We start from the raw sequence: 12,716 nt of genomic DNA on the forward strand, positions 1-12,716 counted from the left end.
GATGGCGCCATCCATGGCGCCAACGGTCCCGCCACCCCACCCCGGCCCGACCCAGCACGTAAGAACAACGAGCCGGCCAACCTGCTGTTGATCTTGATGTTGATGTTGATCTGTAAGCAGTCGCGGCCGCAGGCCGCGCGGGACCACTCACAGATGCCACAGTTCATGCTTCAGCGTCGCCACACAGCGGCGGCTGACTTCCAGCGGCTGCCTGCCATGCCGCAGCACCGCCTGCACCTGCCCGCCGGAGCCGCGGCGCAGCTCCACCAGCTCGTGCCGCGCCACCAGGCAGTTGCGATGGATGCGGATGAAGCGGCTGGCGAACTCTTCTTCCAGCGACTTCAGCGATTCCTCGATCAGGTCCTCGCCGCGCGCGTGGTGCACCACCACGTACTTCTCTTCGGCCTGCAGGTAGTGGATGTCGTCCAGCGGAATCAGCCGCAGGCTGCCGCGCAGGCGTGCGCACAGTACGCTGCGTGCCTGCTGCCCGCTGTGCGCCTGCGGCTGGCCATCGCGACCGGCCAGGAACGTGCGTGCCCGTGCAATCGCCGCGGCCAGGCGTTCGGCGCGCACCGGCTTCATCAGGTAATCGATGGCTGCCGCTTCGAAGGCCGACAGCGCATGCGCATCGTAGGCAGTGCAGAACACCACCGCCGGCCGCGGTTCGAAGCTGGCCAGGTGGCGGGCTGCTTCCAGGCCGTCCAGCCCAGGCATTGCGATGTCCAGCAGGACCAGGTCCGGCTGCAGCTCCGCGCACGCGTGCAGGGCCTGCTCGCCGTTGCCGGCCTCGGCCACCACGTCCACGCCGTCCTGTGCGGCCAACAGGCTGCGCAGGCGCTCACGCGCCAGTGGTTCGTCATCGGCGATGACTACCCTCACGATCGTCCCCTCACTGGATCGGCACTGTCACCTGGCAGGCATAGTAGCCCTCGCTCCAGCCAGCCGTCATCCGCGCGGCACTGCCAAAGCGCCAGGCCAGCCGATGGCCGATGCTGTGCTGGGCATGGCCAGCCCCCCGCGCCAGGGCCAGCCCGGGCGCCTGCGGATCAGGCGCGGGATTGCGCACGCGGATCTGCAGATCGTTGCCCTCGCGCAGCAGCTGCAGCTCGATGGTGCCGCCCTCGGGCAGGCGCGAAATGCCATGCAGCACGGCGTTTTCCACCAGCGGCTGCAGTACCAGCCTTGGCAATGGCAGGTCCCACGGCAGCGGCTCGTCACGCTGCCAGCGCACCTGCAGGCGTTCGCCCAGGCGCAGCGATTCGATCGACAGGTAGCGCTCGGCCAGTTCGCATTCGTCGCGCAGGGTGGAATCGCCCTCGCCTGCACCGAGCGCAGCACGGAACAGATCGGACAGGTCGAGCACGGCACGCTCGGCCACCGCCGGGTCCCGATGCAGCAGGCTGGCGATGAGGTTCATGCTGTTGAACAGGAAATGCGGGCGGATGCGCGCCTGCAGCGCATCGGCCTGGGCGCGTGCATTGGCCTGCACCTGCGCGGCCCAGCGGTCGCTGACATAGAAGTAGCGCAGCGCCAGCGCGGTGATCAGCGCGGTGGTGGCGGCGCTGCCGAGGGTGAAGCGCCAGAAGCTGATGCCGTTGGCGAAGCTGTCACCCAGCACCGCGTACAGCGCGTGCACGATGCCGGCGCAGACGACCGCGATCAGGGCCGCCAGTGCGATGGCAGCGACCGCCCCCATCACCTGCGGCAGCCTGGACAGCGCCTGCCGCAGCAGGCACAGGCTGGCGGTCACGGCCAGCGCCAGCCACAAGGCGAAGCCGCTGGCTGACAGCAGCTCGCCAACGGTCCAGTGGCGGCTGCCATCCGGGGCCAGGGCCAGCACCACCACCACCAGCTCGGCCAGGCCCAGCATCGCCGCCAGCCGCGGCAGGCGGCACAGTTCCGGCATCCACGGCGATGGGCTGGCCAGGGGCATGGCTCAGGCCGCGCCCAGCCGTTCCTGCAGCCAGTCACCCAGTGCCTGGATTTCCTCGGCACAGACCTGGTGGGCCATCGGGTAGCTGTGCCACGCCACGTCCAGGCCCAGCGTACGCAGCGCCTGTGCGCTGTGGGCCGCCACGGCCTGCGGGATCACCGGGTCGCCACTGCCATGGGCCATGAACACCGGCACCTGCACCGCGCCTTCAACGCGCGTGGCACTGTCGGCTTCGGGCAGATAGGTGGACAGGGCGATCAGGCCGGCCAGCGGCGCGGTACGCGACAGCGCAGCAGTCAGGATGATCGCACCACCCTGCGAGAAGCCGGCCAGGAAGATCTTCTCCGCCGCGACGCCACGCTCGATCTCGCGCGCGATCAGCGCGTCCAGCTGCACCACCGATTCCTGCACGCCGGCCATGTCGGCACGCGACCGGAAGTCCATGCCGACGATGTCGTACCAGCCGCGCATGGGCACGCCGTTGTTGATCGTGATCGGCCGCACCGGTGCGTGCGGGAACACGAAGCGCAGCGCCGGCCAGTGCGGCCGCACCAGCTCCGGCACGATCGGCGCGAAATCATGGCCATCGGCGCCGAGGCCGTGCAGCCAGATCACCGACCACTGCGGCGAGGCGCCGGTTTCCTGTTCCACCGTTTGCAGCATGATGCGGCTCCTTCAAGTTCGAGCCGCATTATGCCGCTGGCGTGGGGCAATCAGTACAGCGGCGGTTGCTCGGCCGCTTCGCGCCGCAGCTGCGCGGCGCGGACCAGTACCGGTGGCGGGATGTTCTCTTCGGGAATGTCCAGCAGGCCCAGGCGATGCAGGAAGGCGCCCGGACCACGCGAGGAGGTCAGCGCCACCACCGGAATGGCCAACACCATGCCGATCACCACCGGCGCCATCCACGCCGCCAGCGACGGCGACACGGCCCAGGCCAGCACGCCCATGAAGGCGCCGAACACACCCAGGCCACCGTAGCCGCGGATCAGTGCCAGCCACGAGATGCCGCCGTCGTCACGCTGCTGCGCATCCCAGCCGGAATCGCGGCCGGACAACACTTCGGCCACGCCCCGCGACTGCACGTACATCACCACCGGCGCCATCAGCGCGGCCAGCACGGTTTCCACCAGCATCGACACGAAGGCACGGATCGCACCGCCGCAGCCACGGCGGTCGACCGGGTCCAGCAGCATCGCCAGGTAACCGAGCACCTTGGGCAGCAGCAGTACCGCCATCGTGGCGGCGAACAGGCGCACCACCTGCTCTTCGTCCTGTGCGCGCCAGTACACGCTGGGCGACAGGTGCAGCAGGGCATTGAAGTCGATGCCCTCCTGGAACAGCGGGATGGCGATGCCGATCAGCATCAGCATTGCCCACATCGGTGCGGTGAAATAGTGGCCGATGCCGATCAGCATGTGCGTGCGGCTGATCCAGTGCAGGCCGCGGCTGCCCACGACCTTGCCGTGCTGCAGGTTGCCCTGGCACCAGCGGCGGTCGCGTACCAGCAGATCGGTCAGCGTCGGCGGGCCCTCTTCATAGCTGCCACCGAGGTAGGGCACCATGTGCGCGGCCCAGCCGCCACGACGCATCAACGCTGCTTCGACGAAGTCATGGCTGAGCACGTGGCCGCCGAACGGCTTGCGCCCCGGCAGCGCCGGCAGGCCGGCGTGGTCGGCGAAGGCGCGGGTACGGATGATGGCGTTGTGGCCCCAGTAGTTGCTCTCGGCGCCATGCCACCAGGCCACGCCACGGGCGATCACCGGCCCGTACACGCGGCCACCGAACTGCTGCATGCGTGCGAACAGGGTGCGGCCGCCGATCACCGACGGCAGGGTCTGGATCAGGCCGACGTCGGCGTTGTGCTCCATGCCGGCCACCAGGCGCACGATGCTGTCGCCGGTCATCAGGCTGTCGGCGTCGAGGATCAGCATCTGCGGGTAGGCACCGCCGAAGCGACGGACCCAGTCGGCGATGTTGCCGGCCTTGCGCCCGCTGTTGTCACCACGGCGACGGTAGAACAGGCGGGTCTGGCCGTCCGGCACCCGCTCGCGCAGCTCGCCGAACACCCGCTCCTCGGCAGCGGCGATGTCCTCGCGACGGGTATCGCTGAGCACGAAGAAATCGAATCGGCCGAGCTGGCCGGTGGCCGCCACCGACTCGTAGATCGCCTGCAGGCCCGCCAGCAGGCGGCGCGGGTCTTCGTTGTAGGTCGGCATCAGCAGCGCGGTGCGGCTGTGCACGGTCGGCAGCGGCTTGTCCGGGTCGATGCCGAGGCGATAGCCACGGTCGAACACGGCGGTCAGGAAGCCGGCCAGGGCGCTGGCGAAAGACAGCGCGATCCAGGCAAACAGGCCAACGAACAGCACCAGCAGGCAGGCTTCGAGCACGCTGATGCCATTGGCCGACAGCACCCGCCACATCATCCGCGTGGCCACGGCGGTCATGCCGAGCGTGCCACCGAAGATGTACAGCCGGCGCAGGCCGATCAGGCGCGGCGACGTGCGATGCCGCCGGACCTTCAGTGCACCTTCGCGCAGGGTCTGTTCGGGCATCTGCAACGGAGATTCAGCGGGCAGCAGCGCCCAGCCGGCGTCGAGCCGGGGCGTTTCTGCTTCCGCATGGATGGTCTGCACCCCCATCGCCGCCTACTCCGCGCCGTCGGCACGGCCGGCCATCCCGGCCGGGCTGCATGCACCAAGGTTCCCGGCGCGCTTTCCCGGCGCCCGCACTTGTCCAGACTGTGTCGGCTTCAGGCCGCACAGTCGATGTCTGTCACTACCGGAACCCACACGATCTCCAACGGGGCGGAATCGAAAATGCGGCCCAGTCTAGGGCGCTGGATGTAAGCCGGGTGCGAAGGCCTACGCCGGGATTTATCCCCATTCAGCAAATAGCAGGCGATCACGTCGGGGGATGGCCAGATGTCATTGCATCGCCCCGGGTACTGGATCGTATCAAACGCGAACGGTTATCATTTCATTAACCAGGCAGGTCACCGTCTTCGGCACGGCCGCGACCCACCCAGCTGCGCCGGTCCACACCGCGCGCACCGACGACCCACGGAAGGGTGGCTGCCTGCTGTCTGCCTGCGCCTGCTGCTTCCACCGGGTCACCCCACCTCCCATGGAAGCCGCCATGTCCCCATCGTCCCGTTCCCGTTCCGCGCGCCTGCCGCGCACCCGCCTGGCCCCTGCCCTGGCCTCCGCCTGCCTGCTGGCCCTGCCAGGCCTGGCCGCTGCAGAGGCCGGCGCCGATGCCTCCACCAAGGATCTGGATACCGTGGTGGTCACCGCCTCGGGCAGCCAGCAATGGATCAAGGATGCCCCGGCCAGCATCAGCGTGATCAGCCGTGAGGACATCGAGCGCCAGCCGGTTCCCGACCTGGCCACCCTGCTCAGCCGCGTGCCGGGCGTGACCGGCGGCCTCAGCGCCGTCGGCGAACAGTCCAAGATCAAGCTGCGCGGCATGCCGTCCAACTACACGCTGGTGCTGGTGGACGGCAAGCGCATGGGCAGCTCGGCCGCGACCAACTACCGCCCCGACCTCGGCCGCCAGGACCTGAACTGGATCTCGCCCGACCAGATCGAACGCATCGAAGTGGTGCGTGGGCCGATGTCCTCGCTGTACGGCTCCGACGCCATGGGCGGGGTGATCAACATCATCACCCGGCGCATCGGCGACGAATGGAACGGCAGCGCCACCCACAGCTACACCCGTCCCGGTGATGGCAAGCGCGGCGATACCCAGCAGATCGGCGCGACCTTCTCCGGCCCACTGGGCGAACGCTTCGGCCTGCGCATCGGTGCCAACAGCATGCGCCGTGATTCGGACCAGTCCAACCACGGTGTCTACGGCAATGCCTACGCCGGCGAGAAGGACCGCACTGTCGATGCGCTGCTGCAGTGGAAGCTGAGCGACGCACAGGAACTGTCGCTGGAAGCCGGCCATGGCGTGCAGCAGGCCTTCATCGATGCGTCGCTGGAAAAGCAGGACGAAGGCGCCTGGGGAGCCAGTGAGCTCAAGCGCAGCTCGCTGGCGCTCAACCACGATGGCACGTGGAGCTTCGGCACCTCCAGGCTCAGCGCGTACTGGACCGAATACAAGAACGACATCGGCGCCACCGGCCGCTCAGAGGCCACCGACACGATCATCGAAGGCAGCCTGACCACGCCGTTCACCCTGGGCGTTGAACACCAGTTTGCCGTGGGTGGGCAGTGGAAGCGTCAGGAACTGACCAACACCGATACCATCGGCCGCGCACCGATCGACTACGCCGGCAACGCCGTCAGCGGCTCCAGCCTGGAAGTGGATACCTGGGCGCTGTTTGTCGAAGACGAACTGAAGCTGCACCGCACCCTGGCCCTGACCGTGGGCGCGCGCCTGGACCACCATGAGAAGTTCGGCGGCCACGTCAGCCCGCGTGCGTACCTGGTCTGGCATCCGGCCGAACAGTGGACCATCCGCGGTGGCGTCTCCAAGGGGTTCCGTGCGCCCAGCCTGACCGAGAACTCGGCCACCGCTGCCACCCAGTCCGGCGGCCGTGGCTGCACCTCGCTGATCCCGCTGGGGTATACCCGCGGCGGGTGCTACATGGCCGGCAACCCGGACCTGGATCCGGAAACCAGCACCAACCGCGAGATCGGCATCAGCTTCGACAATGACCTGATCGATGTTGGCGTGACCTACTTCCACACCGACTTCCGGAACAAGATCGAATACGCACCGCTGGGCCGCTTCAACGGCATCTGGTGGACGCGCATGAGCAACGTGCAGCGCGCGCGCACCAGCGGCATGGAAGGCAACTTCAACGTCCGCTTCGGCGAGCAGTGGCGCTGGCGCACCTCGGCAACCTGGATGAAGGAAGCCAGGAACCTGACCACCGGCCGCAACCTGATCGATACGCCGGAATTCTCCGGCTACTCGTCGCTGGACTGGTCGCCGAATACGGTGTTCTCCGGCAGCCTGTCGGCGCAGTACACCGGCAAGCAGACCGGCACCGCCACGACCTTCCTCAAGGCCTACACCCTGTATGACCTGACCGTCGCATGGAACGTCAACGAGGTGCTGACCCTGCGCGGTGGCGTCAGCAACCTGGCCGACAAGAAGCTGTATGCGGAAGGCTCCACCGACTACTTCGTCGCCGGGCGCAGCTACTTCCTCAGCATGACCGCGCGCTTCTGACCGGCGGCACGCGCCGTGATCGCGCTGGCGACATGCCAGCGCGATCGACGGTATTGCGGGTTACTCGCTTTCCAGCGCGGCCGGTGCCGCGTCCCGCGTGGCGGCCGTGCGCGCACGGTCCATCGCCACCGCCAGTTGCTGGCGTGCGAGCAGTTGTTGTGCCTGCACCACTTCAGGTGTCGGCAGGAGCACCGGTCCCGGTGCGTTTTCCGGTGTAGCAGGTGTGGTCATGCAACCTCCATGGACATCCCGCCGCCGCACGGGTCCAACCGGGGCGGCAGCGGAACTGCGCACCCTATCCTAAAAACAAGGCGGGCGGGTGACGGTGCGGCACCCGGCCGCAGCACGTGGAACACGGCACGCGTCACATTTTTGACGGCAGCCCTTGGATCCTGAATAGGACTTGCCTTATCATGAAAACGTTTTCTCACAGGGATGTTTCCCCAAAATGAATACCACTGACCTGTCCCAGTTCAGCCCGAAGTGGCAGTTCCGCTTCAACTTCTTCCGCCAGCATGGCGCGCCCAAGAATCCCGGTTTCAAGCAGGCCTGGAAGGCGCTGTCGTTCGGTGACCGCCTGAAGATCAACCTGAACTTCTTCGCGTTGTTCTTCGGTGCGATCTACCTGTTGATCCTGGGCATGTGGCGCAAGGCGCTGGTGGTCATCGGCATCAACATCGCGCTGGCCATCGTCAGCATGTTCCTTCCCGACGTCGTCGGGCGCATGCTGTTCATCGCGATGAATCTGCTGGTCGCCTCCAGCACCAACTACAGCTACTACCTGGAGAAGGTGGAAGGTCGCGCCAGCTGGAACCCGTTTGAAGGAATGTTCTAAGCCATCAGACCGGCGCAGGGATGCGCGGCAAGGATGCAACCGACGCCCGGCCCCCGCCGGGCGTCTTCATTTGCGCGATCAGGCCGCGCGGCGTGCCACGGCCGCCGGCTCGGCCTGCAGGCGGAAGCGCGACACCGCCACCGCCAGCTGCTCGGCCTGCTCCTCCATCGCACGCGCGGCGGCACTGGCTTCCTCCACCAGCGCGGCGTTCTGCTGGGTGGTTTCGTCCATCTGCACCACAGTCTGGTTGACCTGCTCGATGCCGGCCGATTGTTCGCGCGACGCGGCCGAGATCTCGGCCATGATCTCGTTGACCCGACCGACCTGACCGACGATGTCCTGCATGGTGCGCCCCGCGCCGTGCACCAGCTGCGCACCGGCACCGACCTGGGCCACCGAGGCGTCGATCAGCTCCTTGATCTCCTTCGCAGCACCCGCCGAACGCTGCGCCAACGCGCGCACTTCACTGGCAACCACGGCGAAGCCACGGCCCTGCTCACCGGCGCGCGCCGCTTCCACTGCTGCGTTCAACGCCAGGATGTTGGTCTGGAACGCAATCCCATCGATCACCGAGATGATCTCGGCGATGCGCTGCGAAGACGCCTCGATCTGCTCCATGGTGTGCACCACCTGGCTGACCACCTGGCCGCCTTCGCTGGCCACGCCCGCCGCGGAACCGGCCAGCGCGTTGGCCTGCAGCGCGTGGTCGGCGTTCTGGCGCACGGTGGAGGTCAGTTCTTCCATCGACGCGGCGGTTTCTTCCAGGTTGGCAGCCTGCTGTTCGGTACGGCGCGACAGGTCGCTGTTGCCGGCAGCGATCTCACCGGCGGCCAGGCGGATGCTGGCTGCCGACTGCTGGATCTGGCCGACGATCTGGGTCAGGTGCTGCACGGTGCTGTTGGCATCGTCGCGCATCACCGCAAACACCCCATGGAAGTCACCCTGCATGCGGGTACTGAGGTCACCGCCGGCGATCGCGCGCAGCAGCGTCGACAGTGCGGCCAGGTTGTGGTCGCTGACTTCCATCATGGTGTTGAGGGTCTCCACCATGCGGCGGAAGTCGTGGTCGAAGCGCAGTGCATCACCGCGCACGGCGAAGTCACCGGCGGCGGCCGCAGCGGCAAGCTGCTGGATCTGCTCGTTGATCGCGGCCAGGTTGCGCTTGGTGGTCGCCATCGCAGCGGTGAACACCGCCTTCTCGCCCGGCAGTGCTTCCATGTCCACGCTGAGGTCGCCGACGGCATAGCGCTGCATCACTTCAACCAGGCGCTGGGTGATCGCGTTGCTGGAGGCCACCAGCTGGTTGCTGTCGGCCACCATGCGGCCGTACTCGCCCGGGAACGCCGCGGCATCCATGCGGTAGCTGAGTTCACCGGCATCGTGGCGGCGCGCCATTTCGGCCTGCGCAGCCATCACCGCCTGCAGCTGGCCGCGCATGCCCTGCATCGCGTCCAGCAGGCGCCCCACTTCGTCGTTGCTGCGCGCAGGCAGGATGCTGTCCAGCTTGCCGGCGGCGACGTCACCGGCCACGCGCACCGCTTCGGCCAGCGGGCGGATCGCCAGGCGGCGCAGCAGTATGTAGACACCGGCGCTGAGGGTCAGCGCGGCGATCACGCCGACCAGCAGGGTCAGCCACAGCAGCTGGCGCGCTTCGGCCACGATCACCGCATGCGGCATCACCACGCCCAGCGCGAAGCGCTGCGGGGCATCGCCCACGCGCAGCGGCACATACACGCGCACGTTGCCGGCCGCATCGGGGCTGAAGGCCTCGAAGGGGCGGTCGGCGGCGATCTCGGCCAGCATGCTGCGGGTCAGTGCGTCGTTGCGAGGCTTGCCGATTTCGGCGGCATTGGCCGAGGCCAGCACCACGCCCTTCGGCGACAGCAGTTCGACGCGGCCGGCCCCCATCGGCTTCAGCGTGGCCAGGTGCTTCTGCAACGCTGCCAGCGAGAAGTCGACGGTGAAGACACCGAGGAACCTGTCGTTCTCGATGATCGGCGTGCTCAGCGTACTCATCAGCACCTGCTGCCCGGCGATGTCATAGGCATACGGTTCGCTCACTTTCGGCAGCTTGTCGCGGCTGGGCACCATGTACCAGTCACCGGAACCGCTGGCGGTCTCGGTGTAATCGGTCATCACCGACTGCTGCGGCTTGCCCTCCTGCCAGGCCCAGTAGCTCATGTAGCGGCCGGTGGCATCGTGCGCCTCGGTGTTGACGAACTCGGCATCCTTGCCGTCGAAGGCATCGGGCTCCCACATGGTGCTCTTGCCCAGCCATTCGGGATGGGCGCGCAGCTGCTCGCCCAGCACAGCCGCCAGGCTGGCGCGGTCGGGCACGTCACCACGGGCGCGCTGGGCCAGCACGCTTTCAACCATGGCATCGTTGCTGGCAAAGGCGGTGCCCAGATCGGCCGCCACCTGGCGCGCCTCAGCGGTCGCCTCGCTGGTCATGGTCTGGCGCGAGGCGCTGATAAGGCTGGCGCTGGCCTGTCGGTAGATCAGGAACGCGGTCAGGCCGAAGCACAGCAGCGCGATCGCGGCGGTGCCCAGCATCAGCTTGTGGGCGATGCTGCCCGGGCGGCGGGCAGCGGCGGAACGGGAAGAAGGCATGGGAGGGTCCGCAAGGCAGTTCAGGACGACCGGCACCACGAAGGCACCGCGCAGGCGCGCGATCCGTCGCGCAGGCCACCGGCCGCCGGGCGGGCCCGGCGCTGGAAGCGCACCGGGTTAGCGGCCGCCCGCCAACGAGGTTGAGGCGACCGGCCTGCACATTCCTGAATCTGCTCAGGGTCGGGTCAGCCACCCGTCCGTCGCGATGGCCTCACTCGGCCACGCGGTCCTTGATCCACTGCGCGCGCGGCAGTACCTCGATGCTGCCGACGGCATACTGCTGCAGCACGTCATCCGGCCCGAAGCACGGTTGCCAGCCCAGCTCACTGCGCAGGCGGGCACTGTCGTAGACACGGTCGATGCTCAATGGCAGCGGCCAGCCACGGCGTTCGAACTCGGCCAGCAGCTGCGGCGCGCGACGGGCCAGCACGCTGCGCGGGTGGGTGGCCAGTTCCAGGCAGTCCTCGCGCCGGAACGGCGTCGGTGCGCAGGCGAGATAGCGGGCGAATCGGGCGCCTTCGTCGAGCAGCAGTGCAGCGTGTGCGCTGGCCACATCGCGGGCGTCGATGCCGCGATGCAGGCGGAACATCGCCATGCGCTCGGGCGGTTCCGGGAAGCACCGGCCCATGCGCAGCACGCGAACGCTGAAGCCCGGCGTGGCGGCAGCTTCAGCCAGGGTCTCGGCCTGCAGCTTGGTGCGGTGGTAGATCGTGCGCGGCAGCGGCTCGGTTTCTTCATCGATCCAACGGCAGCCACCGGCTACCACGGCATGGCCGTACAGCGCGGTGGTGCTGGTCAGCACGAAACGCCGTGCGCCGGCTTCGCGTGCGGCCTGCAGCAGGTGCGCGGTTGCCTCCACGTTGATCTGCTGGAATACCGCGTCCGGCACCAGGCCGACATGCGGAGCATGCAGGGCCGCGGTATGGATGACCGCGTCCACGCCCTGCACCGCACGCGTGACCGCCTGGCGATCGGTGACATCGGCAATGATGCGCGTGGTGGCGAACGGGCTGCGGTCCAGCCCCACCACTTCGTGGGCGGCCGCCAACGCACCGAAGATCGCGCGCCCGATGCGCCCGGAACTGCCGGTCAACAGAATCTTCATTGAGTCCATTCACTCGAAGCGCCCGGGAACTACCGGGATGCTTCGATTCTAGGCATGCATTCGCGCATCTGCGATAGGACAGCCCTGCAATCGTGCGTTCATCTTGACGACTTCTCAGGCGCCAGCAGTTGCCGCGCGATGAACAGCGGATCGTCGCCGCCGGCCACATCAGGCCTCACGCCTGTGCCTTCCCAGTTGCCGCCGGTGCGCAGATTGATCGGTTGCCGGTCGGAAATGCTGATCTGATAGCCATCGGGCAGCAGCACAGGATCACCAAACATATGCGCGGCACCGCCACTGCGCGTGCCGACAATGCGCGCGCGGCCCAGGGCCTGCAGCGAATAGGCGACGAACTCGGCCGCCGAACCGGTACGCCGGTCGATCAGCACCACCAGCGGCTTCAGGTACACAGGCAGGCTGGCAGGCGGCAGCGGTACCGGCGTGCGCCGGCCACGCTGGTCCAGCTGCTGCACCGCGCCGATCTTCGCGTCCAGCAGCGTGCGCACCAGCAGGTCGGCACTTGCATCGTCGCCTCCCCCGTTCTGGCGCAGATCCAACACTAGGCCATCGGTGTCGGCCAGCAGCGTGAAGGCCGCAGCGAACTTCGGCCGCGCCAGATCCAGCGGATAGAAGGTACTCAGCCGCAGGTAGCCAACGTTGCCTTCCAGCACCCGCACCTCGCGCACACCGGCACCATTGCTGCGGGCATCGGCACGCCAAGCCATCAACCAGTCGTCCTGGCCGGCAGCTGCGTCCACGCGCTCAACGTGGAAGTGGCCATCGAACATGTCCAGGTCCTGGTTCAGGCGTGCGCTGAACGCAGCAGGATCCGAACAGCTGTCCGCATAGCGCTGCTGCGCCGACCAGCTGCGCAGGGCATCGGCGATGCGGGCGGCCTCCGCCTCGTCCAGGTACTGCGCCTGCACGGCGCTGGCGGCCGCCTGCAGCACCGCATCCTGCGCCGGGCAGGCCGTCGCCAGCAGCGCGCCGAGCATCCAGGAGACCGCCATCATCCACCCCGCATTGAGGATATATAAGCGCTTATATATCAT

10 protein-coding genes are annotated in these 12,716 nt (G+C 67.7%); 2 read left to right on the forward strand and 8 right to left on the reverse strand.

Translation table 11 applies throughout. From position 1 onward, the window contains the following. Positions 1-147: 147 nt before the first annotated feature. The 4 genes from VG566_RS17635 to mdoH are packed head-to-tail and all read right to left on the reverse strand — an operon-like array spanning position 148 to position 4,572. A complete protein-coding gene (locus VG566_RS17635; RefSeq protein ID WP_241884850.1) occupies positions 148-879 on the reverse strand; it encodes a LytR/AlgR family response regulator transcription factor in 732 nt (243 codons plus the stop codon). 10 nt (positions 880-889) lie between these two features. Next, positions 890-1,933 carry a sensor histidine kinase gene (locus VG566_RS17640; protein WP_414615637.1) on the reverse strand — a complete coding sequence of 348 codons (1,044 nt, stop codon included), beginning with the start codon at positions 1,931-1,933 and terminating at the stop codon, positions 890-892. A gap of 3 nt (positions 1,934-1,936) precedes the next feature. Then, on the reverse strand, positions 1,937-2,596 hold the full coding sequence (locus VG566_RS17645) for an alpha/beta hydrolase (protein WP_014648513.1): 660 nt from the start codon (positions 2,594-2,596) through the stop codon (positions 1,937-1,939). A gap of 50 nt (positions 2,597-2,646) precedes the next feature. Next, positions 2,647-4,572 (reverse strand): glucans biosynthesis glucosyltransferase MdoH, encoded by a 1,926-nt coding sequence (gene mdoH, locus VG566_RS17650; protein ID WP_049404751.1) that lies wholly within the window; start codon positions 4,570-4,572, stop codon positions 2,647-2,649. Between the two features lie 496 nt (positions 4,573-5,068). Here mdoH and VG566_RS17655 point away from each other — a divergent pair, with 496 nt between their 5' ends. After that, a complete protein-coding gene (locus tag VG566_RS17655) occupies positions 5,069-7,114 on the forward strand; it encodes a TonB-dependent receptor domain-containing protein (protein ID WP_164167084.1) in 2,046 nt (681 codons plus the stop codon). A 60-nt stretch (positions 7,115-7,174) separates the two neighbouring features. On the opposite strand, the gene VG566_RS17660 is transcribed toward VG566_RS17655, so the two are convergent. Further along, positions 7,175-7,345 (reverse strand): hypothetical protein, encoded by a 171-nt coding sequence (locus VG566_RS17660; RefSeq protein WP_005419553.1) that lies wholly within the window; start codon positions 7,343-7,345, stop codon positions 7,175-7,177. A 217-nt stretch (positions 7,346-7,562) separates the two neighbouring features. Here VG566_RS17660 and VG566_RS17665 point away from each other — a divergent pair, with 217 nt between their 5' ends. Continuing rightward, positions 7,563-7,949 carry a DUF2628 domain-containing protein gene (locus tag VG566_RS17665; protein WP_014648516.1) on the forward strand — a complete coding sequence of 129 codons (387 nt, stop codon included), beginning with the start codon at positions 7,563-7,565 and terminating at the stop codon, positions 7,947-7,949. A gap of 78 nt (positions 7,950-8,027) precedes the next feature. Here VG566_RS17665 and VG566_RS17670 read toward each other — a convergent pair whose 3' ends face one another. The 3 genes from VG566_RS17670 to VG566_RS17680 all read right to left on the reverse strand — a co-directional run bounded on the left by VG566_RS17670 (position 8,028) and on the right by VG566_RS17680 (position 12,674). Then, positions 8,028-10,559 carry a methyl-accepting chemotaxis protein gene (locus VG566_RS17670; RefSeq protein ID WP_277877765.1) on the reverse strand — a complete coding sequence of 844 codons (2,532 nt, stop codon included), beginning with the start codon at positions 10,557-10,559 and terminating at the stop codon, positions 8,028-8,030. Between the two features lie 211 nt (positions 10,560-10,770). Further along, a complete protein-coding gene (locus tag VG566_RS17675) occupies positions 10,771-11,664 on the reverse strand; it encodes an NAD-dependent epimerase/dehydratase family protein (RefSeq protein ID WP_164232975.1) in 894 nt (297 codons plus the stop codon). A 98-nt stretch (positions 11,665-11,762) separates the two neighbouring features. After that, positions 11,763-12,674: a S41 family peptidase gene (locus VG566_RS17680; RefSeq protein WP_241884851.1), complete on the reverse strand. Its 912-nt coding sequence runs from the start codon at positions 12,672-12,674 to the stop codon at positions 11,763-11,765. Positions 12,675-12,716 lie beyond the last annotated feature (42 nt).

This window comes from Stenotrophomonas sp. CASM114, from assembly GCF_049384325.1.
Taxonomy (GTDB): Bacteria; Pseudomonadota; Gammaproteobacteria; order Xanthomonadales; family Xanthomonadaceae; genus Stenotrophomonas; species Stenotrophomonas muris.

Excerpts from the sequence above, each read along its gene's own strand:
- VG566_RS17640 (WP_414615637.1), bottom strand. The coding sequence starts at position 1,933 with ATGCCCCTGGCCAGCCCATCGCCGTGGATGCCGGAACTGTGCCGCCTG.
- VG566_RS17645 (WP_014648513.1), bottom strand. The coding sequence starts at position 2,596 with ATGCTGCAAACGGTGGAACAGGAAACCGGCGCCTCGCCGCAGTGGTCG.
- mdoH (WP_049404751.1), bottom strand. The coding sequence starts at position 4,572 with ATGGGGGTGCAGACCATCCATGCGGAAGCAGAAACGCCCCGGCTCGAC.
- VG566_RS17655 (WP_164167084.1), top strand. The coding sequence starts at position 5,069 with ATGTCCCCATCGTCCCGTTCCCGTTCCGCGCGCCTGCCGCGCACCCGC.
- VG566_RS17660 (WP_005419553.1), bottom strand. The coding sequence starts at position 7,345 with ATGACCACACCTGCTACACCGGAAAACGCACCGGGACCGGTGCTCCTG.
- VG566_RS17665 (WP_014648516.1), top strand. The coding sequence starts at position 7,563 with ATGAATACCACTGACCTGTCCCAGTTCAGCCCGAAGTGGCAGTTCCGC.
- VG566_RS17670 (WP_277877765.1), bottom strand. The coding sequence starts at position 10,559 with ATGCCTTCTTCCCGTTCCGCCGCTGCCCGCCGCCCGGGCAGCATCGCC.
- VG566_RS17675 (WP_164232975.1), bottom strand. The coding sequence starts at position 11,664 with ATGAAGATTCTGTTGACCGGCAGTTCCGGGCGCATCGGGCGCGCGATC.
- VG566_RS17680 (WP_241884851.1), bottom strand. The coding sequence starts at position 12,674 with ATGGCGGTCTCCTGGATGCTCGGCGCGCTGCTGGCGACGGCCTGCCCG.